Annotated in this window: 25 protein-coding genes; 13 read left to right on the top strand and 12 right to left on the bottom strand. The window is 69.0% G+C overall.

Annotation, left to right across the window (positions count from 1 at the left end):
• Positions 1-156: 156 nt before the first annotated feature.
• The gene (locus ACFWBN_RS17105; RefSeq protein ID WP_385177269.1) at positions 157-1,095 is read left to right on the top strand and encodes a MerR family transcriptional regulator; all 939 of its coding nucleotides are present in this window, start codon (positions 157-159) and stop codon (positions 1,093-1,095) included.
• 112 nt (positions 1,096-1,207) lie between these two features.
• A complete protein-coding gene (locus ACFWBN_RS17100) occupies positions 1,208-1,537 on the top strand; it encodes a hypothetical protein (protein WP_385177267.1) in 330 nt (109 codons plus the stop codon).
• Between the two features lie 79 nt (positions 1,538-1,616).
• On the opposite strand, the gene ACFWBN_RS17095 is transcribed toward ACFWBN_RS17100, so the two are convergent.
• Entirely contained in the window at positions 1,617-2,444 is an 828-nt protein-coding gene (locus ACFWBN_RS17095; protein WP_385177265.1) for an alpha/beta fold hydrolase, read from the bottom strand.
• 79 nt (positions 2,445-2,523) lie between these two features.
• On the opposite strand from ACFWBN_RS17095, the gene ACFWBN_RS17090 reads away from it, so the two are divergent.
• The 3 genes from ACFWBN_RS17090 (at position 2,524) to ACFWBN_RS17080 (ending at position 4,705) form a co-directional block, all read left to right on the top strand.
• On the top strand, positions 2,524-3,123 hold the full coding sequence (locus ACFWBN_RS17090; RefSeq protein WP_385177263.1) for a sigma-70 family RNA polymerase sigma factor: 600 nt from the start codon (positions 2,524-2,526) through the stop codon (positions 3,121-3,123).
• A gap of 79 nt (positions 3,124-3,202) precedes the next feature.
• Positions 3,203-3,457: a LapA family protein gene (locus tag ACFWBN_RS17085; protein WP_385177261.1), complete on the top strand. Its 255-nt coding sequence runs from the start codon at positions 3,203-3,205 to the stop codon at positions 3,455-3,457.
• An 81-nt stretch (positions 3,458-3,538) separates the two neighbouring features.
• Positions 3,539-4,705: an MFS transporter gene (locus ACFWBN_RS17080; RefSeq protein ID WP_385177258.1), complete on the top strand. Its 1,167-nt coding sequence runs from the start codon at positions 3,539-3,541 to the stop codon at positions 4,703-4,705.
• A gap of 81 nt (positions 4,706-4,786) precedes the next feature.
• Here ACFWBN_RS17080 and ACFWBN_RS17075 read toward each other — a convergent pair whose 3' ends face one another.
• Positions 4,787-5,080, bottom strand: coding sequence for a hypothetical protein (locus tag ACFWBN_RS17075; RefSeq protein WP_385177255.1), 294 nt, complete (start codon positions 5,078-5,080; stop codon positions 4,787-4,789).
• Between the two features lie 425 nt (positions 5,081-5,505).
• Here ACFWBN_RS17075 and ACFWBN_RS17070 point away from each other — a divergent pair, with 425 nt between their 5' ends.
• Both ACFWBN_RS17070 and ACFWBN_RS17065 read left to right on the top strand, forming a co-directional pair.
• Positions 5,506-6,072 carry a DUF1062 domain-containing protein gene (locus tag ACFWBN_RS17070; protein WP_385177252.1) on the top strand — a complete coding sequence of 189 codons (567 nt, stop codon included), beginning with the start codon at positions 5,506-5,508 and terminating at the stop codon, positions 6,070-6,072.
• 392 nt (positions 6,073-6,464) lie between these two features.
• Positions 6,465-7,022 (top strand): DUF3291 domain-containing protein, encoded by a 558-nt coding sequence (locus tag ACFWBN_RS17065; protein WP_385177250.1) that lies wholly within the window; start codon positions 6,465-6,467, stop codon positions 7,020-7,022.
• 51 nt (positions 7,023-7,073) lie between these two features.
• Here ACFWBN_RS17065 and ACFWBN_RS17060 read toward each other — a convergent pair whose 3' ends face one another.
• A complete protein-coding gene (locus tag ACFWBN_RS17060; protein ID WP_385177248.1) occupies positions 7,074-7,301 on the bottom strand; it encodes a hypothetical protein in 228 nt (75 codons plus the stop codon).
• 175 nt (positions 7,302-7,476) lie between these two features.
• Positions 7,477-7,806 carry a hypothetical protein gene (locus tag ACFWBN_RS17055; RefSeq protein ID WP_385177246.1) on the bottom strand — a complete coding sequence of 110 codons (330 nt, stop codon included), beginning with the start codon at positions 7,804-7,806 and terminating at the stop codon, positions 7,477-7,479.
• A gap of 197 nt (positions 7,807-8,003) precedes the next feature.
• Between ACFWBN_RS17055 and ACFWBN_RS17050 the strand changes: the two genes are divergently transcribed.
• Positions 8,004-8,435, top strand: a complete 432-nt coding sequence (locus tag ACFWBN_RS17050) for a hypothetical protein (protein WP_385177244.1) — start codon at positions 8,004-8,006, stop codon at positions 8,433-8,435.
• 17 nt (positions 8,436-8,452) lie between these two features.
• Here ACFWBN_RS17050 and ACFWBN_RS17045 read toward each other — a convergent pair whose 3' ends face one another.
• The gene (locus ACFWBN_RS17045) at positions 8,453-9,703 is read right to left on the bottom strand and encodes an NAD(P)/FAD-dependent oxidoreductase (protein ID WP_385177241.1); all 1,251 of its coding nucleotides are present in this window, start codon (positions 9,701-9,703) and stop codon (positions 8,453-8,455) included.
• A gap of 332 nt (positions 9,704-10,035) precedes the next feature.
• Here ACFWBN_RS17045 and ACFWBN_RS17040 point away from each other — a divergent pair, with 332 nt between their 5' ends.
• Positions 10,036-11,643: an alpha/beta hydrolase gene (locus tag ACFWBN_RS17040; protein ID WP_385177238.1), complete on the top strand. Its 1,608-nt coding sequence runs from the start codon at positions 10,036-10,038 to the stop codon at positions 11,641-11,643.
• Between the two features lie 108 nt (positions 11,644-11,751).
• Here ACFWBN_RS17040 and ACFWBN_RS17035 read toward each other — a convergent pair whose 3' ends face one another.
• Together ACFWBN_RS17035 and ACFWBN_RS17030 are read right to left on the bottom strand one after the other, a co-directional pair.
• A complete protein-coding gene (locus tag ACFWBN_RS17035; RefSeq protein WP_385177236.1) occupies positions 11,752-12,327 on the bottom strand; it encodes a hypothetical protein in 576 nt (191 codons plus the stop codon).
• A 167-nt stretch (positions 12,328-12,494) separates the two neighbouring features.
• Entirely contained in the window at positions 12,495-13,235 is a 741-nt protein-coding gene (locus tag ACFWBN_RS17030) for a sortase domain-bontaining protein (protein ID WP_385177234.1), read from the bottom strand.
• A 270-nt stretch (positions 13,236-13,505) separates the two neighbouring features.
• On the opposite strand from ACFWBN_RS17030, the gene ACFWBN_RS17025 reads away from it, so the two are divergent.
• Positions 13,506-13,847 carry a hypothetical protein gene (locus tag ACFWBN_RS17025; protein WP_385177232.1) on the top strand — a complete coding sequence of 114 codons (342 nt, stop codon included), beginning with the start codon at positions 13,506-13,508 and terminating at the stop codon, positions 13,845-13,847.
• Positions 13,848-13,903: 56 nt separating this feature from the next.
• Positions 13,904-14,443 carry a hypothetical protein gene (locus tag ACFWBN_RS17020; RefSeq protein WP_385177230.1) on the top strand — a complete coding sequence of 180 codons (540 nt, stop codon included), beginning with the start codon at positions 13,904-13,906 and terminating at the stop codon, positions 14,441-14,443.
• 3 nt (positions 14,444-14,446) lie between these two features.
• On the opposite strand, the gene ACFWBN_RS17015 is transcribed toward ACFWBN_RS17020, so the two are convergent.
• Complete coding sequence (locus ACFWBN_RS17015; RefSeq protein WP_385177227.1) at positions 14,447-14,875, bottom strand: MarR family winged helix-turn-helix transcriptional regulator; 429 nt, start codon at positions 14,873-14,875, stop codon at positions 14,447-14,449.
• Positions 14,876-15,005: 130 nt separating this feature from the next.
• Between ACFWBN_RS17015 and ACFWBN_RS17010 the strand changes: the two genes are divergently transcribed.
• Positions 15,006-15,890, top strand: coding sequence for an MBL fold metallo-hydrolase (locus ACFWBN_RS17010; RefSeq protein ID WP_385177225.1), 885 nt, complete (start codon positions 15,006-15,008; stop codon positions 15,888-15,890).
• Between the two features lie 126 nt (positions 15,891-16,016).
• Here ACFWBN_RS17010 and ACFWBN_RS17005 read toward each other — a convergent pair whose 3' ends face one another.
• Positions 16,017-16,397 (bottom strand): toxin Doc, encoded by a 381-nt coding sequence (locus ACFWBN_RS17005; protein ID WP_385177223.1) that lies wholly within the window; start codon positions 16,395-16,397, stop codon positions 16,017-16,019.
• Between the two features lie 2 nt (positions 16,398-16,399).
• On the bottom strand, positions 16,400-16,645 hold the full coding sequence (locus tag ACFWBN_RS17000; protein ID WP_385177221.1) for an antitoxin MazE7: 246 nt from the start codon (positions 16,643-16,645) through the stop codon (positions 16,400-16,402).
• A gap of 91 nt (positions 16,646-16,736) precedes the next feature.
• Between ACFWBN_RS17000 and ACFWBN_RS16995 the strand changes: the two genes are divergently transcribed.
• Positions 16,737-17,702: a glycosyltransferase family 2 protein gene (locus tag ACFWBN_RS16995; protein WP_385177326.1), complete on the top strand. Its 966-nt coding sequence runs from the start codon at positions 16,737-16,739 to the stop codon at positions 17,700-17,702.
• Positions 17,703-17,721: 19 nt separating this feature from the next.
• Here the strand turns inward: ACFWBN_RS16995 and ACFWBN_RS16990 are convergent, their stop codons facing one another.
• Both ACFWBN_RS16990 and ACFWBN_RS16985 read right to left on the bottom strand, forming a co-directional pair.
• Positions 17,722-18,927, bottom strand: a complete 1,206-nt coding sequence (locus ACFWBN_RS16990; RefSeq protein WP_385177219.1) for a hypothetical protein — start codon at positions 18,925-18,927, stop codon at positions 17,722-17,724.
• Positions 18,924-19,109 carry a hypothetical protein gene (locus tag ACFWBN_RS16985; protein ID WP_385177217.1) on the bottom strand — a complete coding sequence of 62 codons (186 nt, stop codon included), beginning with the start codon at positions 19,107-19,109 and terminating at the stop codon, positions 18,924-18,926. The genes ACFWBN_RS16990 and ACFWBN_RS16985 overlap by 4 nt, the downstream gene beginning before the upstream one ends.
• Between the last annotated feature and the right edge of the window lie 46 nt (positions 19,110-19,155).

Here is a 19,155-nt window from a genome sequence, read left to right as displayed (position 1 = left end):
GATGTGGATCCCACCCGCGTTCCCCCGTCTCCGTGGACATGCCAAGGTGTTCTCCGGTATCACGCGCGAGGGGCGACGCCCGGTTCTCGACGGGCGCAGGCAATTCGAAGCAACAGCCTTGAGTCTCCAGTGACTGGAGACAGCAGAGTGGGGGACATGGACGTTACGACCCTCTACTCGATCGGGGAGCTCTCCCGGCGGACGGGCCTGCCCGTCAGGACCATCCGGTTCTACTCCGATTCGGGGGTGGTGGCGCCGACCACCCGAAGCCCCGCCGGCTATCGGCTCTACGACCTCGACGCACTGCTTCGACTGGAACTCCTGCGCACACTGCGCGAGCTGGGCATGGACCTGGCCACGATTCAACGGGTGCTGGACCGCGAGCTGTCGGTGGCGGAAGTCGCCGCGGCACACGCCGACGCCGTGGACGTCCAGATCCGGGTGCTGCAACTGCGTCGGAGCGTCCTGCGAGCCGTGGCCAGAGGCGGGTCCAGTCCCGAGGAGACCACACTCATGCACAGGCTCACGCAGTTGTCCGGCGAGGAACGCCGACGGTTGATCGACGATTTCGTGGACGGCACCTTCGGCACGGTGGATGCCGATCCGGCCGCGGCGGCCATGGTTCGCGCTGCCACTCCGGACCTCCCCGACGATCCGTCCAGCGAGCAGGTCGCCGCGTGGGTGGAACTCGCCGAGCTGGTAGCCGACGAGGACTTCCGGGCCCGGATGCGCCGGACGGCCAGACACCAGGCCTCCGGGCGTACGCTCGCCATCGAGAGCGAGGCCGGCGTAGAACTGATGGAGTTCACCCGCCAGAAGGTGGCCGAGGCCATGGAGTCGGGCATCGACCCGCTCAGCGACAGGGCCGCACCGGTCATCGAGGACCTCGTGCACCGCTTCGCCGAGGTGTTCGCGCGCACCCCTGACCCGGAATTCCGGGATTGGCTGGCCCAGCGGTTCGAGGAGGCACACGATCCCCGGGTGGACCGATACTGGCGGCTGGTGTGGATCGTCAACGGCTGGCAGGTGGTACCGAACCTGATCCCGGTGTACCCCTGGCTCATCCAGTCCCTGCGAAATGGCCGCGTCGCGTAGTCACCCAGGCCACGCCGGCGGCGGCAAGAGCCCGGCAGGGGTTGTCAACCCGGGTCTTGTGCCGGATCCTCGCACGGTGCGTGGGCACCGACAGGTCGGAAGGGATGTGGACATGGCACTGGCCAAGAAGGGATCGCGGCTCATCACCGTGGACGGCACCGCCTACCGGTGGCGACTCCGCGGACGGCCGACCTATGACCAAGGACTGGTCCAGTCACCCGTTACCTACGCGGTCGAGCACGCCGAGACATCCGGCACCACACTGGTGATCACCACCAACCAGCCGCACCCGAGCAACTGGCTCGGAACACACGGCAACCCGATCCTGCCGGCCCAGGTGGCCGACGGCATCCGCACCGCCGTCACCGCCGGCTGGACTCCCAAGAGCCCCGGCCCACCGTTCCACCTCGATCAATCAGCCGGCTTCGTCCCGTTCCACTGACCCACCCCGCACGCAAGGGCTCACCGACCCGGCAACCGGTGAATCCTCATGCCTCCCGCCCCCGCATTCCCCTGGATCGTCAGCCGAGGAATGCCGCAGTGGCTGCGCCGAACCGGTCGGCGTCGTCGAGCCAGGGGTAGTGGCCTGCTCCCGGCTGCACCACGAGCCTGGCATCGGGGAACAGGGCCGCGAGTTCCGCCATAGCCGGCGGGGGGCTGTTCAGGTCGAACTCCCCCGCGAGCACCAGGACCGGGGCCTCGCAAGCGCCGAGGGCCGCTCGCGTCGCCTCCGGGTCGAAGGCCCCGTCGGACCCGAAGACAGCGACGGCCTCCTGGTTGGTCGGTTGGGCGGCCGCGTGGTGCTCGTGCGCTTCGGTGTCCCATCGGCCGTAGAAGAAGGGATTGATGGCCTCCCAGTCGGTGCCCGTGCCCCGGGTGATCGCCTCCAGGGCGGCGAACGCGGCCGGGAACCAGGGCTCGTTCGCCCGACGCTGTGCGAGCTCTCGTCGCATCTCCCCGGTGATGGGGATGCCGACCGCTCGGGTACCGGGGGTGATCAGGGCCAGCTTGCCGACCCTCCCCGGGTACCGGGCCGCGTACTGGATCGCCAGGTTGGCGCCGGCGGAGTGGCCGAGCAGATCCATCCCGGGGAGGCCGAGGTGTTCGCGCAGGGCCTCGACGTCCTCGACCAGGCGGTCACAGCGGTACGAGGAGGTGTCCTCGGGAATCGCGGACCCGCCGGTGCCACGAAGGTCCAGGACGATCAGCCGGCGGTGCGCGGACAGGCCGCCGAGGTCGCCGAGGTAGAGGGAGTCCGCAGGACCTCCCGGGAGGCAGACGACGGGGTCGCCGTCGCCGTGGCTGCGGTAGGAGAGTCGGGTTCCGTCCGGTGCGGTGAAGGTAGGCATGACGCCGGATCCTGCCAGCTATAACCAGGTTATACAACTCGGTTATGACGATGCGGGCGCACGGGTGTATAACCGAGTTATGGAAGGCGAAGCGAACACGCATCGGCAGCCGGAGACGCTGACCGAGCAGCAGGCCGAGCGGATGCTCGCCGACATGAACGAGGTCATCCGCGCCGGCGAGGAGATGCGCAAGCTGCGCGCCGAGATGATCAAGCTGTTCGTCGGCTTCGGCTGGACCCAGGACAAGATCGCCGAGCTCACGGACATGAGTCAGCCCGCCGTGTCCAAGCAGGTCACGAGGTACAGGACCGACGAACCACCGGCTCCGATGGGACTCGCCCTCGACCAGCACGACGTCCCGTGGCTGGAAGGACGCCTGTGGGGTCTTGCCGAGGAGATCTCAGAGACCCTCGACACGGCCCGCTGCACGCGCTACGTCAACGCCATCGCCCGGGGGAAGAAGCGTTTCACGCCCCAGAACGTCGACGAGTTGCGACGCCTCCTGGAGGAAGACCTGATGCTCCACCAGCAGGAACTCCCCAGCGCCTACCGGGATGCGTACGACGAGATCAGCCGCGGCCTCGACGTCCCCGCGAACGCCATCTCCCCCGCACCGGCCTCGGTACGCCGCGCCCTCGCCCATCAAGTCCAACGCGACCAGTTCAGGAACGACACCTGACCCGGGGCCGCGCACGGCACGCGCCGCGCTCATCGCCGTGCGGTCGATCGATCACGCATACAGGTCGATAATGGCCCATATGACACAGAAGGCCGGTACGTCACATCGTCCGTCGACGCTGACCGTCAAGGGCCGGAACGTGCGCGTGCGCACCCTCGGCTTCGTCGTCCTGGCCGCCCTCGCCATCTGGTTCATCGCCGCCAATACCGGGTCCGTCACCATCAGGCTGTGGATCCCCACGGTCACGATCCCCCTGTGGGGCGTTCTCACGGTGACGCTGCTGGTGGGCGTGGTACTCGGCCTGTTCATCGCCCACCGCCGGGCCAGGCGGTGACCGCCCCACCCCCATGGGATGAGGGCATGACGTGCGGCCATCGGCGGTGTCCCGACGGCGTCGGCTGAGAGGAATGCCCTCATGCGGGCCGAGTCTGCGGCAGCAGCGCGGACGGGGGCCTTCGTCGCGGTCGCCCTCGCCCTGTTCTGCATCCAGCTCGACTTCTTCGCCCTCAATCTCGCCCTTCCCGGCATCTCGGCCGAGCTCGGGGTCACCGTTTCGGCCGCGCAGTGGACCCTCTCCGCGTACATGCTCGCCATCGGCTGCTTCTTCATCGTCGGCGGCCGGGTGGGGGACGTATTCGGACGGCGGGGCACCCTGCTCGCCGGAATCGCCCTGTTCACGGCGGGTTCCGTGGGCTGCGCGCTGGCTCCTGGCCTCGGCCTGCTGGTGGCGGCCCGGATCGCACAGGGGGTGGGCGCGGCCTTCGTCTTCCCGGTGTCCGTGTCCGTGATCACCAACACCTTTCCCGAGCAGACCCGCGCAAGGGCCCTGGGCGCCGTATTCGGCGTCGCCAACATCGGGACCGCGCTCGGGCCCTTCGTGGGCGGAGGGTTCACCGAGGGGCCCGGATGGCGCTGGATCTTCTGGCTGATGGTGCCGCTGAGCCTGCTCGCGCTGCTGGCCGCTCTCGCGTACGTCCCGGACTCGCGCGATGCGTCGGCGCCGCGCGAGCTCGATCTCCTCGGCTGCGCCCTGATCGTTTGCTCGCTGGCCGCCGTGACCCTGGCCGTGGAGCGCGGAGACGCCTGGGGCTGGGACGGCGCCCGCACCCTCGCCTTCCTCGCGGTGGCCGTGGTGACCGGCGGGCTGTTCCTGGTACGGGAACGGCTGGCCCGGCACCCGCTGGTCGATCTGCGGCTGTTCCGCAACGTCCCGTACGTCCTGGTGACCGGGATGGGCTCGCTCTCGAACATGGGCTTCTGCGTGACCGTCTTCCTCACCACGCTCTACCTCCAGGGCGTACGCGGGCTCTCGCCGCTCCTGGCGGGCACGGTCTTCCTGGCCCCGGCCCTGCTGGTGGCGATCGCACTGGCCGGTACGGCGGCGGGGATCTCGGCGATGACGCCGCAGCGGCCGCCCGAGGAGGCCTACGACGCGATCCTGCGACTGGGCGGGGTGGTCATCCTCGCCACGGCGGTGGTCGTCATGGCCGTACGCCACCGGCTCGTGGCGCTCGGCAGGATCCCTCCGCTGTCGATGCGGGCACACGGTGACGCCGAGCAGGAACGGGGCCGCCGGCCCTGACGGAGCCCCGACCGTGCCCGCGGCACGGAACGCACCGCCTCCCGGTGTCGGTACCGGCGGCCGACGACCGCACCTCGCGCCTCAGTAGGCGTAGCAGGGCGGATCCTTCTTCGTCCGGGAGACGGGCCTGTCATTGCGGAATTCGTAGTAGGTCCGCTGACCGCCCTGCCGGAAGCTCTCCAGTGCTTGCGCGCTGATGTCGAGGCAGAAGCTCTCAACGATGGGATCCGATCCTCCGGCCCGGTGCAGGGTGAGCGTGCCCTTGAAGAGTGCGATCCCGAGCGCCACCGTCCCTGTGACCGTGGTGCTCCACAGATGTACGGCATCGAAGCGCCGGCGTCCGGCTCTCCGCGTACCAGGATCCGCGCCGCTCACCCGGCCAGTCTGCGCCGCATTCGGCCTCCGCCGCAGAAACGACGCGCGACGGTCGCCGGGCTCCGGTCCTCAACCTGTGGCATTTGGAGGGTCTCCGGAAAGCTGAATGAATGGCACCTTCACCTTCGTCCGGCTCGGGGAAGGCACGTGAGCGCAAGGCCCAGATCTGGGGGCGCTACCTGCACCCGGAGCCGACTCCTGCCACACAGATGCCGTGAGCACTACCAGGGCACCGCCACCCGCCCGAAAATCAGTGGAACCGCACTCCCGCGCGGCGTTACCGTTCCCCCCGCCCGCAATCACCCTGTCAAGGACGTGCCGTTGTACACCAAGTGAGACCCCCCGAGCGCTGAACCGTCGCGCGTCGCACCTGTGCGCCGTGCTCCTTTTCGCTGCGGTCTTCTCACTGGAACCGGTGTATCTCTGTGTCCAAAACCTGGGTGGTCGTGCCCACCTGCCTGCCGATCGTTCTCCGCCGTTGCCACAGGTGCCCCTCCGGGCGCTTCCGGGCGTACGGCAAATTCCGCGTCAACGCGAACCACAAGCTCCTCGACGCCTGGCTCCTCGCGCTGTGCACCGTGTGCGGGGACACCACCAAGATCACTGTCTTGGAGCGGATGAACGTGCGTTCCGTACGACCCGAGCTCCTGAACCTGCTGCACGACAACGACCCCGGCCTGGCCGCCGAACTGCTCCAGGACCCGGTCGTACGGCGTCGCAATCGCATCGCCCTCGACTGGGACAACGCCTGGCGCCTCGACAGCGGCTCACCGGAGCAGCCGCATCAGCCGCATCAGCCGGAGGGTGAGGCGATCGAGATCTCGGTCCGCTTTGCGGAGCGGATTCCTGTACGGCCGGTGCGACTGATCGCCGAAGGGTTCGGCCTTTCGCGAGCCGAGGTCGAGAGACTGCTCGCCGAGGGCAACCTCGTGTCGACAGTCCGCCTGAGCGGCAAGCTCTCGGGCGACTTCACCTTCACGCTCAAGCGCTGAGTCCTCCCGGCCCAGGGCCTGTCCGGCAGTATCCGACCTGCCGGACAGGCCCTGGATCGGCGAACTCAGCTGTGTGGGAGTTGACTTCGGCATACTGCGCGGCGCCGCCGCCCTGCGGACGATCTTTGAGCCCGGGCAGGCCCGCCTGGGCGAACCCGCCACACCAGCGGCATGCAAGAGGCCACTTGGACAGGAAAAACGCAACTTCGACATGGCCCGCAGAGGCAGCTACCTTCACCTTGTCTTCGGCGATCGCCCACGGTCGCGCAGGAGTTCCTTCAGGCTGAGCCACCCGCGACGGGATGAGTTGGTCATGCCCCACGAACCCTCGCCCCCGTGCGTAAGACACCGGACCGGGTCCACACCAGGCACCCCCAACCAGGGAGAGACGCATGCCCCAGCTTGCTCTGTACACATTCGGCGTCCTGAAGTCGCCTCTCGCCGATCCCGCACCTCTCACGCGCGAGTTCTACGCCAAGGGTGAGGCCGTCTACCGGAAGATCAGTCAGCACCCCGGATACCTCGCGCGTGCTGAAACGGCAGGCGGTGACCAGGGCATGCTCTTCGAGGCGGACTGGGGTGCATGGGGAGAGTTCGCCGTACCGACCTGGTACGACAAGGGCCGTACGGTGGAAACCACCGCCCTGGCCGCGACACTCTCGCTCTGGACCGACCTGGACCCCGCCTTCGACGCCATCTACACCGGTCTGCACCGTGAGGCGCTGAACAGGCGCTACGACTGGTTCGAGAGGTCAGGAAACCCGAACTACGTGTGCTGGTGGGTCTCCGACGGCGTGATACCCACCTGGCAGGACGGGGTTTCCAGGCTGGAACACCTCCAGGACCACGGCTCCGCGCCGCACGCCTTCACCTTCCACCACTCATTCGCCCCGGACGGAACTCCGACCAGGATCAAAGGCATCGGCCCGAAGAGCGACCAGGTTCGCTGACAAGGAAGTGTCCCTCAACCCGCCGAGCGCCGCACCCATGGGGCTGCCGACTCAGCGGGCTGAGTGGCCTCGTTCCCCGTCGAGGTCACCGCCCCGCTCCAGGTCGGCCATGAGCCGGTCGTGCACCCTCAGCTCGCGCCCTCTGCCCGGGCTCGTCAGGACGATCGTCTTGGCCTCGCCAAGTGCCGTGGGACCCGCCCCAAGCAGCTCGCGCGTGACCACCACCGCATCGAGCACCTCGACGCGGCGCTCGCTCAGCAGCCGCTGTACCGCGTCCATCCCGCCGTCACCCGCCAACAGCGGCCGACACTCGTCGACGAGCACCTCTACCCGGGCCCTCCTCTCTGGACGCAGCCCCCCGATCGCCATCACGCCGTCCCTTCCCTCCACCAACCCGGACCCTCGATCATCCCCGAAGCCGGCGACTTCCGGATACCCGCACGAGCAGGAGGCGTCACGAGGTTCGGCGGCGGTCCTCGACTGTCCAGGCGTCGCCCAGTTCGCGGCGCAGATCGGCCAGCGCGGTGTCCGCCTGCTGCCTGAACAGCTCCCACTGCTCCTCGGGCCACGGCGAGGGGCCCGGCGGGTAGTCCCAGTCGATGGACGTCTCGTACCACTCGCAGAGCCTCACCAGTTCGGCCCGCGTGGCCAGGCTGATGGGCAGTCGTTCCAGCTCGCAGGGATACCCGTACGGGCTGTCGAGATCGGGGTCGCCTTGGGGACCCGGCCACAGCGGGGTGTGGGTGACGCCGACTTCGAAGAAGAACCGCAGGTGGTAGGGCATTGGTGCACCCTACTCACGACACCTGCCGGCGCTTCACCCCGGCCCACCCCGTGCACCGCGTTCCGGCGTCCGCCATCCCGCGTCGTGACCGGCCGTGTGGTTCCGCTGCTCCGGACGGCCCACCCCTGCGGTACGGCCCCCACCCATTCCGCCTGGCCTGTGCTCGCGTGGCCCCGTGCGAATCGGCTGTCCCCGCCGTGCCGCCACGTGTCCCACGGCGCCGAGCGGCCACGCGCGGGACCGACAACGCCTGCCGCGAGCCGGATCCGGAGTGCGGCCCTGACTTCTTCACCGAGTTCCAGCACGCCGGCATCCTGGCCAACACGGGGGTGGTGGTCACCAGGAACCGCCTCATCGGCAACCAGCTCGGCATCTACGCCTTCGGCACCATGGAGACCAGCCACAACACCCTCATCGACAACGAGTACTTCGGGATGGCCCTCCAAGACGGGACGTTCACCGCGGTCAAGGACACCATCCGGGGCGGCGGGGACGGCGTCGCGGTCATCGCCTCGGCCATCGACACCACCGCACAGCTGAACCAGGTGCGGATCACGAAGGTCACGGGAGACCGGATCCGGAAGTTCGAGTGCTGCGGGTTCACCGCGAGGGTGACCACCCAGCCCTGAGCCATTCCGGCGCAGGCCTACGCCGCCCCGCGATGCTTGATGTTGACGACGGAAGCCTTGGCAAGCGCCAAGGGGTTCAAGAAGCGCAGCGGACCGATCAGGCGGGATCCGAACAGATGCATGTGCCGCGCCATCGACTCGTCGCGCGCCGCGGCCGAGAACATCAGCCGCTCCATGGGATTGAACGGACGGGACGTGGCGAAGTCGGCTGCAAGGTACTGGTGACCTCGCAGCCGGCTGCGGTGTCTGCGCTCGTACGCCACGAGTGACGTGTCGAGGTCCCCCCGACCGGTCGCGGCCGAGGCGACCGCCTCCGCCAGCCATTGCGCGGACTGCAGCGCCCACCCGCACCCCACGCCCCACAGGGGGTCGCCGGTCAGGGCGGCGTCGCCGATGAACGCGACGCCCGGTGCGGTCGGCTTGCGGCTGTGGAGGGGGTAGTTGACCGTGCCGATGATCTTCGTGATGCGCTCGGCCGAGTCGATGGGCGGCGCCTCGGGCAGGGCGCGGACGAATGCGAGGAAGCTGCCCTCCAGGTCCTCGCGGAAGGCCGGCAGCCGCTTCTTGTCCGGGAGCACCGCGATGACCGTCACCCCGTCGTCGTTGGGGAACGCGTACGCCATGTCGGGCTCGAGGAACCACGCGTGACTGACCCCGTCGCGCAGCGGAAGGTCGCGGAAGTGCGCGAGATAGCCGAACCGCTCGTTCTCGAACAGCCGAGCAGGCACCCCGGCGAGCTTCGCCACGTCCGAGTCCTTGCCATCGGCGCCGACCACCAGGCGGGCCCGGATCTCTCGCTCGCCCTGGGGCGTCGACGCGCGTACCCCCAGGGTTCGCCCCGCTTCCCGGACCAGCCCGGTCACGTGGTGACCGAGGAGCAGGTCGACGCCGGGGGTTTCCGCCGCGAGCGATCTGATCAGCGGGTCGAGCGTGCTGCGCCGGATGTTGTACCCGTACGGCAGTTCGGGGCCCGTCGGCGCGGCCCTCGGCTCGATCCACCCCCAACGGGTGTACCAGCGGGCCTTGTTGCGTACGGCTCCCGCCTTCTCGAGGGCGGGGATGAGGCCGAGTTCGTCCAGCACCGGGTAGGCGTTGGCCGTGAGGGAGTGGGTGCAGAGCACCTTGTGGGCTTCGGGGTCCGAGCGGCGTTCCAGCAGCGCGACGCGGACACCGCGTCGAGCGAGCAGGATCGCCGCGGCGCTGCCGGCGAGGCCGGCTCCGCTGATGGCGACGTCGTAGTCGTATCCCGCGCTCTCAGGCTTGGTCATGCGCTGGCCGCTCCCTTCGGGGTGTGGTGCCCTTCATGGGAGTGGTGCAGTGGCACTCCTGTCAGGCACATGACCAATTGTAGAGAGCTGGTGGATCGGATGATGTGTGATCAGGCCGCGACCCCGGAGGTGGACTACGCCCCGCTGAGTGTCGGCCCATGCGATGTCCGGGAGCGTACAACCCTGGTTGTAGGCGGCCGCTTCCCCTGGTGGGAGGAGGAGTCACCTCCTGGTCGTAACAAGGAGAAATCAGCTCCGGGTGGGTCGACCCGCGCGGCGGCCGGCGCTACGTTGTCGCCCATTCAGCACTCCCCATGACGGAGGATCGCCGCATGCAGACCCGTTTGGCCGATGACCCGCGCAAGCGAGTGGTCTGGGGGATAACCCTCGTCCTGATCGTGGTCACGGCACTCCTCGGTGTCACGCCCGGGGCCGCCACGGCGACGGCCGCCGCCACCCCGCCCGTGCCCGTTCTGTCCTGGGGCCCCTGCGCCGACCCGGGGGACGGCTTCGAGTGCGCGACCGCCCAGGTGCCGCTGGACTACCGCCGGCCCACCGGGCGCACGATCCCCCTCGCGGTCACCCGGCGGCTCGCGGCCGACCCGGCCCACCGCACCGGTGTCCTCCTGCTGCACCCCGGCGGACCCGGCAACTCCGGTGTGGACTTCGCCCGTAACAGCTACGAGGCCCTCCCCGCCTCCCTCCGCGACTCCTTCGACGTCGTCGGGTACGACATGCGCGGTGTGGCGCGCAGCGGACAGGTGGAGTGCTGGAACGACAAGGAGTACTCCGCCGCCGTCGACGCCGCGCGCGGCGTGCCCGGCCCGGGAGCCCTGCGCGGCGCCATCCGGCAGGGCCTCGACTTCGCCACCGCCTGTCGGCAACGGGCCGGGGACCTCGTGCCGTTCATCGGCACCGGGTCGAACGCCAAGGACATCGATCTGCTGCGCCAGGCCCTCGGCGAGGAGACGCTCACCTTCTACGGCCGTTCCTTCGGCAGCTACGTCGGCACCGTCTACGCCGCACAGTTCCCGCGGCGCGTCCGCGCCATGGTCCTGGACGGGGCCTACGATCCGCAGCGCTACGCCAGCGTGCCGTACGCCTACGACGCCGCGCAGTTCGTCGCCCTGGACGCGGCGGTCGGGCGCTTCCTGGACTGGTGCGCGCAGAACGCCGCCGCCTGCGGATTCGGCGACGGCCGGCCTCGGGAGGCCTTCGAGCAGCTCAAGCGGGCGCTGGACGCGGACCCGGTCATCACGGCGAGCGGGCGCCCGGCCACCGGGTACACGCTCTCGTACCGCCTGATGTTCAACATCAACGCGGGCAAGGAGATCTGGCCCGAGCTGGGGCAGGCCCTGCGAGCGGCGCAGGCACGCCAGGCCACGTTCCTGCTGAACCCGCCCTCCCCCGCATCGTTCGACTTCCTCAACGTCAACCTGGCCGTCGAGTGCGCCGACCGCGTCTACCCGACCAGTCGGCTGCTCCTGGGCTCGCTGGTCAGTGCCCATGTCGCCTCGGCGCCGCTGCTGGGACCCGCCATCGGGCTCGGGCCGCCCACCTACGACCACAACCACGCGCCGGCCTGCGCCCAGTGGCAGGCGGAGCGCCCGAGCCGCTTCGAGGGCTCCTACCGGGCGGCCGGTTCGGCCCCGATCCTGGTCCTCGGCACGACCGGAGACCCGGACACCCCGTACCAGGACGCCGTGGCCCTCGCCGGGACGCTGGACAACGGGCGGCTGTTGACCTTCGCCGGTGAAGGACACACCGCGTACAACCGGAGCGCGTGCGTCAGCACCCTGGTCACGGACTACCTCGCCACGCTGGCGCTGCCCGCACGGGGCACCGTCTGTGCGGACGAGACTCCCCCGGCATCGCTGGGCCGCCGCACCGCGGGCATCGAGGTCGACGAGACCCGCGATGTGATCCCTGCCCTCCGCTGAGCGCGTCGCCCTGAGCGCCTCGTACTGAGCACCGGCCGCCGAGCGGGGCCGCAGCCGACCGTCGGCTGCGGCCCCGACCGCACGTCAGGACCGGGTGGGACGCCCGGCTCAGCGGAACAGCATGGACGCGTCCCCGACCGGGGTGGTGACCGAGCCCGGGCACAGGAAGCTGCCCGAGGTCTTGGCGGCGGTGAAGGCGCGGTTGATGTACTTCCGGCTCGTCCCGTCGCGGTCCCACACGATGTTCGTCGCCTTGTAGCGGCAGGAGATGAAACTCTGCCTGCCGGTGATGTCGATCAGATCGGTCCGCGCCGTGCCTGCGGCATCGTCGAAGGTGAAGGCGGGGTTGTTGTTGAGGGTGGCCGCGATCCCGCCACCACAGGCGAGGTTGCCTCCCGGCGCGTTGATCGTGGTGCGGTCGACGGTGAGGGCGGCCGGGGCAGCCGCGCTGGTGCTCGCGTTGGTCCAGCTGCAGCTGTTGCCGGCGACCACGATCACGCCGTCGGCCTTCAGGTCGGCTGCCGAGGCGCCGGGGCCGTGCGCGAGGGCGGTGCCGGTACCGGTGAAGGCGGCCGCGACGACCAGCGTCGCGATCCCGGCGATGCGCGAGATGCGGGTGCTACGGGTTCTGCGGGTGGGGTGCACGGTGTCGGTGCTGTGTGTGATGGGCGTGGTGTGCCTCATGGTTCGCTCCTCCATGCCACGTACTGGTGGGGGTGGTCGAGGCGCTGGGCCTCTCAGAGGGTGCGGAGTGCGTGCCGGGAGCGTCCCACAGCCATCTTGAACTGTCAGGAACCTGTCAGGGGATTGCCGAGAATTGGCTTGAATTACCGGTCGGTACGAACGGTGCTTCAGCGGGCGGGCAGGGCTCCGGAGGTCTTGCGCAGAACACCGATCTTGTCGATCCGATGCTCGGGGTTGCCCTGGGCGTCGCTCCAGAAGTTGCCCTCGGCGTGATCCTCCGGTGTGGCGCAGGTCGAGATCGTGATCATGGCTTGAGCGGGGGCCACCCCGGGCGCGCCGGGCACCGCCGCGCGCTGTTCGCCCAGCGAGCGCTCCGAGCGGAAGGACGTCTTGCGGGTCGCGATGATCTCGTAGGTGTACTCCACCTCGCCCACGGTCACGAGGACCGTGTCGCCCGTGTCCACGGCGGGCAGGTCGCGCAGCGGGCCTCCCGCCGACAGGCGGTGCGCGGTGATCAGGAAGTTGCCCACCTGACCGGGTCCGACTCCGCCCTGCTTCCCGTACGGGCTCGCCGCCAGGCCGAGGTCCTGGATGCGGGTCCCCGGTACGTCGTCGGAGGTGCCCTCGTACGGCACCACGCGCAAGCCGGAGATGCCCGCGGAGGGTATGGACAGCACCGAGGCCTGGGTCCGGACGGCAGCGGCCGTGGCCGCCGGGGACGGTTCCCGGGCGGGGGTGTACGCCGCAGAGGCCGCGGGCGGGGCAGCCGGGACCGAGGCGGGCACCGCGGCCGGCTGCGGCCGCGACACGGCACCGGCGGCGGCCGAGGGCGCGCATGCCGCCAGCAGGGCGGTCACGGCGCCGACCAGTACGGCGGGCACGGCACGGGACGGGAACGGCAAGGACATGGGCGCTTTCCGTGTCTGTCGGTCGTCCGGGTCGTGCGGCAGGCGGGTGACCCGGTTCACCGGTCACACTGACATACGGAGCAAGAGGTCCATAAGGGTCCCGGCCTGTGACCTGTGTCTTCCCGTGACCGGACCCGACGCCGGCGTGCTCAAGCGCAGCCCGTACCGACCGCATGCGTGGGCCGCGACGCCGCCCCCTAATGTGGCCCGGACAGTCCATGTAACCGGGTCCGGGGCAGGCCCCGGACCGCCTTCCTCCAGGAGTCACCCGTGACGCGCTCGCTCGACGGCATGGCCTTCGTCCCCGTGGCCGACCAGGCGCCCGGCCAGGTCGGCCGGGAGACCGGGTTCGAGTACCACGAGCAGGACGACCGGGTGTGGGCCGAGTACTGCGGCGGGGACGTGGTCAAGGGCTACCTCGTCGGCACCCGGGCGGACGACACCATCGACTTCCGCTACGTCCAGCTCCGCCTCGACGGCACGACCGCGTCCGGGCATTGCACCTCGCTCGTGACGGAGCTCCCCGACGGGCGCCTCCGCCTGGAGGAGACGTGGACGTGGGAGTCCCAGGAGGGCAACGGCACCAGCGTGGTCGAGCAGCCGCTCGACTGAGGCCGTGCTGCCGACCGGCTGATGGTGGAGAGAGGGCGTGGGGCCATACTTCCGCCATGAACATGCTCGGTTTGCGGCTGGCGCTCGCCGCCCTGGTCGTCGGGACCACCCTCAGTGGCTGCACCTTCTTCGCCCCGTTCACGACCTGTGAGGGCACCGACTCCGCCGTGGCGGAGCTCGACAGGCTTCCGGTGCTGAATCTGCGCCCGCCGCAGGCCTCGCCCGCCGGTGACGGGAAGGCCGACGGGGCCGCCTGCCACGAGGACAGCGGGGACGCCTGGCTGAGCGCAAACCGGCTGTACACGTACGACGGGAGCCGCGCGGAGCTGCTGGAGTACTACGGCCGGGAAGCGCCGGCGGCGGGATGGCGTCCGATACAGAGGCTCGACACGGGTCCGGACGGCCAAATCTCCGTCTTCTGCTTCGAATCCCGCGAGCAGCCGAGCATCACGCTCGCCTTCGAGTCTCGGGAACATCTCCGCGAGTTGTACGGAATAGAGCCGGGCCCGGACCCCATGGGACCGGGCTCCCGGATCTGGTTCTCGCTGTCCGCCGAGGCGGCGTCCGACGGCTCCCGGATGGGCTGCTTCGGCTAGGACTCAAGGAGAGATGACGGCCCGCTCCAGCAGGCCGCGAAGGACGCGCTGGTCCTGCGGGGTGAGGCCGGAGAGCGGGGAGTCCACGGCGAGGAGCTCGAGGAGACGTTCGCGCAGTGCGGTGCCCTCGGCCGTGAGGACCAGGTGCTTGGCGCGGCGGTCGGTGGGGTGCGGGTGGCGCTCGACCAGGCCCTGCTTCTCCAGCTTGTCGACGACGAAGGTGGTGTTGGAGGGCTCGCAGCTCATGCGTTCGGCGAGCTCCCGCATGGTCATCGGCCCGCTCATCTCCCGCAGCGCGACGGCCTGGGGCGCGGTGAGGCCAAGGGTGGCGGCGCGCTCCCGTACGTGCTCGGAGATCCGCTGGGCCAATCCGTTCACCAGGCCGCACAGCTGTCGCTCGGCGATGGCCTGCTGATCGGGGGACGTCGTCATGGCACCACCCTACCAAGTCCGTCAAGACAAAATATTTACAGCTTGAATGATTCAAACTTGATGCTTATGGTGAGGTCGTCGCCACGGGGAACGCCGTGACGACCTGATGACGACTCACAGGAGAGAACTCATGGCTGACTTGACGGTGGATCAGTACGGACGACTGCGGCGGCCGTCGGGGATCCGCTCGATACGGCTGGGCGACACGAAGGTGACGTACCTACCGGACGGCGATGTGCGGCTCCGGCCGCTGGACCTGCTCCCGGACACCACCGACGAGGTGTGGGCCGCACACCCGGAGTACCTGGACGCCACCGGCCACCTCGTGGGGAGCGTCGGCGGTCTGCTGGTGGAGCACGGCGACCGCGCGCTGCTGATCGACGTGGGCTTCGGCCCCCAGTCGCTCGAGGCTCCGGACGGCCCCCTCGGCGTGATCCAAGGAGGCGCATTCCTGGACAGCCTCGCCGAACTCGGTCGCGCCCCCGAGGACATCGAGGCGGTGGCCTTCACCCACCTCCACTCCGACCACCTCGGCTGGGCCTGCCACCCCGCCCCCGGCGGCGACCAGCCCGTGTTCGCCCACGCCGACCACCTGATCTCCGAGCCGGAGTGGGACAGGCGTGACGCTCTGGAGAACGAGGACGTGACCGAGCGGGTCGCGGCCCTCGCACCGCGCGTGCGTACGATCACGGACGGGCAGGAGATCTTCCCCGGCGTACACGTACGGATCACCCCCGGCCACACCGCCGGGCACGCCGAGTACGTCATCACCGGAGGTGGACGGCGCCTGATCGCCTTCGGCGACGCCATGCATTCGCCGATCCAGGTCGACCACCCCGACTGGTCCTCGACCTTCGACCACGACCTCGCGCAGACCGCCGACCACCGCCACCGCCTCGTCGCCGAGCTGGCAGAGCCCGGCACGATCGGCTTCGGCGTCCACTTCGCGGACGTGGTGTTCGGACACGTCCAGCGGGACGGAGACGGCCCGGCTTGGCGGCCCCTGGACGCCTGACCCGACCTGGCGGGGCCGGGCGGCGGCCGGTGGAGTTGGCATCGGCGACCATGACGACCCGGTAGCCGAGCGTCCAGGCGTCGCGGGCCGAGGACGCGCGGCACACGTTCGTGACGGTGCCGGTGATCAGGGAGTCGGGCGCATCGAGCGCAGCCGGTCGGCCACGTCGTACACGGTCAGGCGCAGTCCGCGGATGTCGTTGATCAGGTCGCGCCACGGGTCGAAGGCCGTGTCCACTTCCTGGCCGGAGGCCCTGATGTAGGCCACGGCTACGCCGTAGCCGAAGTACTCGTTCCTGGCCGGCAGCGGGCGCAGGAGCACGATCTGCTCCAGCAGCGCCGCTGCCCGCCAGTACGCATCGGGTTCGTCGGTCGCCAGGGCCGGGGTGTTCACGCGGTGGCGCGCGACCGCTGCCACCAGGCCCGAGTAGTCCAGGACTCCCAGCTCTTTGCCGAGGAGTTCCTCCTGACGGTCGAGGAGCCATCGGATGTCGATGCGCAGCTCCAAGATCAGGCCGCCCGATTCGCCCTCGCGGACGACGGAAGCCCGCCGAACTCACGGTCGAACGCCTCCGCGATACCCGGCCGGCCGACGACTTCACGGAACACGGCGGTCGCCCGGCCCAGGGCGAGCTGGTTCTCTTCCTCGATGGCCAGCTGCGCCAGATAGGCGCGCACGCTCATGCCCCGGGCGGCGGCCACCGCGGCGAATCGGTCCCGGGTTACCGAGTCGATCTTCACAGTCGTATCTGCCATGGGTCCGAGTATGCACCCATGAATACCTTCACGAATACCCTTCGGAGATCTCCGGTATCTCAAAATGCCGGCTTCAGGCGCTGCCCCCATGATGAGTGCTGTGTATGACACACGCAGGCAATCGATCGCCCTGTCGATCGTGGTTCCCATCTTCAACGAGGAGGAGGCCCTGCCTGCGCTGGCGGAGCGGCTCCGGCCGATCCTGGACGGGTGCGGCGAACCGTACGAAGTCCTCGCCGTCGATGACGGTTCGACCGACCGGACCCCCCGTCTGCTCGAGGACCTGCGCACCGCCTGGGACCAGCTGCGCATCGTGACCCTTCGGCGCAACAGCGGCCACCAAGCCGCCCTTACCGCCGGATTGCACCGTTCCCGCGGCGCCTATGTGATCAGCATCGACGCAGACCTCCAGGACCCGCCCGAAGTCATCCCCGACATGCTCACCCTCGCCCGGGCAGACGGTCTGGACATCGTCTACGGCATCCGTGTCGACCGCTCCACCGACACGGGGTTCAAACGCCGAACGGCCGCCGTCTACTACTGGCTCATGCGCCGCCTGGCCGGCTCGTTCGTCCCCGCTCAGGCGGGTGACTTCCGCCTGTTGTCGCGCCCTGTCGTGGAAACCCTCAAGACCCTCCCCGACCAGCAGCAGATCTATCGGCTGCTGATCCCCTCGCTCGGCTTCCCCAGCGGCCGGATCACCTACCAGCGCGCTGAGCGAGTGGCCGGCACCACCAAATACCCCGTACACAAAATGGTCCTCTTGGCATTCGACAGCATCACCAGCTTCTCGGCGGCCCCCCTGCGCCTGGCCACGGCAATGGGCGCCTTCAGCCTCGTCGTCTGCCTCGCGTTCCTCGTCTGGGCGCTCACCGTCTACGCCACCGGACGCACCCTGCCCGGATGGACGTCCCTGATCATCACGGTCCTGTTCTTCGGCGCTGTTCAGCTCTTCTGCTTGGGCATGCTCGGCGAGTACGTGGCCCGCATCTACACCGCCGTCCAAGCCCGGCCGACCTATGGCGTCGCTCGCGACACGGACGAGGAACAACAGTGATCCCCGCCCGAAAGGCCGATTACACCAGTACTCCGGCGAAAAACATCGCCCCCAAAAGGGAATACTGGATCGAGCAGAACGCCAACAACGACACCTGAACCCACCGGTACATGCGTCTGACCAGGATCAGCCCGACAAACATTTGCGCATGATTGCGGTACCACGACATTTCCGCACCGGCGAAGAACGGCACCCAGAAGATTGCCACCGTCAAGATCAAGGCGGCCCACTCCTCGACGTCGAGCCGACGGTTCCGGATGAGTTGACCTGCGGCCGCAGCCAGCACGAGCAGCAAGAAGGCGATGTTCAGCCAGAGCTGGGTCCGGTGCGCGGCGAGACTGTTCTCCACCAGCCACGGCAGGGGCCCCTCGGGCTTGTACCAGTCGCTGAACGGAAAGGAATAGGCCTTCCTCATCTCTTCGAATGGCTGATGCAGTTCGCCTTGCTCGTAACTGGATTCCTGGATGGTCTCGTACGCGTCCCAGCGGCCCGTCGCCTGCCACATCAGCCATTTGGCCCAGAGCACGCCGCAGCCGGCGATGGCTGCCGACAACCCGGCCTTCACGAACCGCATCGGCCGTGTGTCCCTTGGCCACGCGAAGAACGCGCTCAATAGCAGCAATCCGACAGCGACAGCGCCGACGAGGTAGCAGGAGGACGCCACGAACCCACCAGCGGCAGCAATTCCCCAGGAGCCGCGCTTCACTCCGGCGATACAGACGAGCAGCGCCAACGTTACGGTGGCGATCGGAAACATCGCATGGAAATAAATGCCGCCAGGGAACACCGTACCAATGGCGAGAGTGAGACCTGTGGCCCATGTGAGCCGAGCCCCGAGCAACCACCACAACACCGCGAACATGCCGAACAGGGACACTTCCGTGACGACGACAGCGGACAGCTCATAGGAAAGTCCCGTGGCGGAAACCGCCCGGACCGACATGGGGTATCCAGGAAACCAGGCAACATTTCCGCACATCACGTCGCGAAAGTCCGGGTAGCGGTCCCGGCACCAGAACATTTCGTAGCCGGTCTTGGCGATGGACAGGTAGTGCAGGGAATCCCAGCGATGGCGACTTCCCGTGGACCAATAGGCCACTTCGGATCCATCGCCGGCCACTGATTCCTTCGCGACCAGCCAGGTGAAGAGGTTCGCGATCAGCCATGCGACGACCGGCGGCAGCAGGCCATGGCGCCCATCGCGGCGCGCAGGCCTGCCGGTCACCGGCTGATCGCCGGCCGGGGAGCGCACGGGCGTGGGACGGGCATGGGGAAGTCGATCATCTCCGGCTCCGCGCTCGTCTCGTCGGTGAGCGGCAGAGTCCCGTTGGCTGCGGGCTTGCCGACGGTCACCGATACGGTGCCGTGCTTCACGATCAGTTTGACGAACGCCTCACGGAGCTGCATCCGGAAGTGCTCCTCCGGCCGAACCGGGGTCCGGCCAACGGCGTAA

Origin of the sequence: Streptomyces sp. NPDC059989, from assembly GCF_042736975.1 — a bacterium.
Lineage (GTDB): Bacteria > Actinomycetota > Actinomycetes > Streptomycetales > Streptomycetaceae > Streptomyces.
This window is presented reverse-complemented; position numbering and strand designations above follow the sequence as displayed.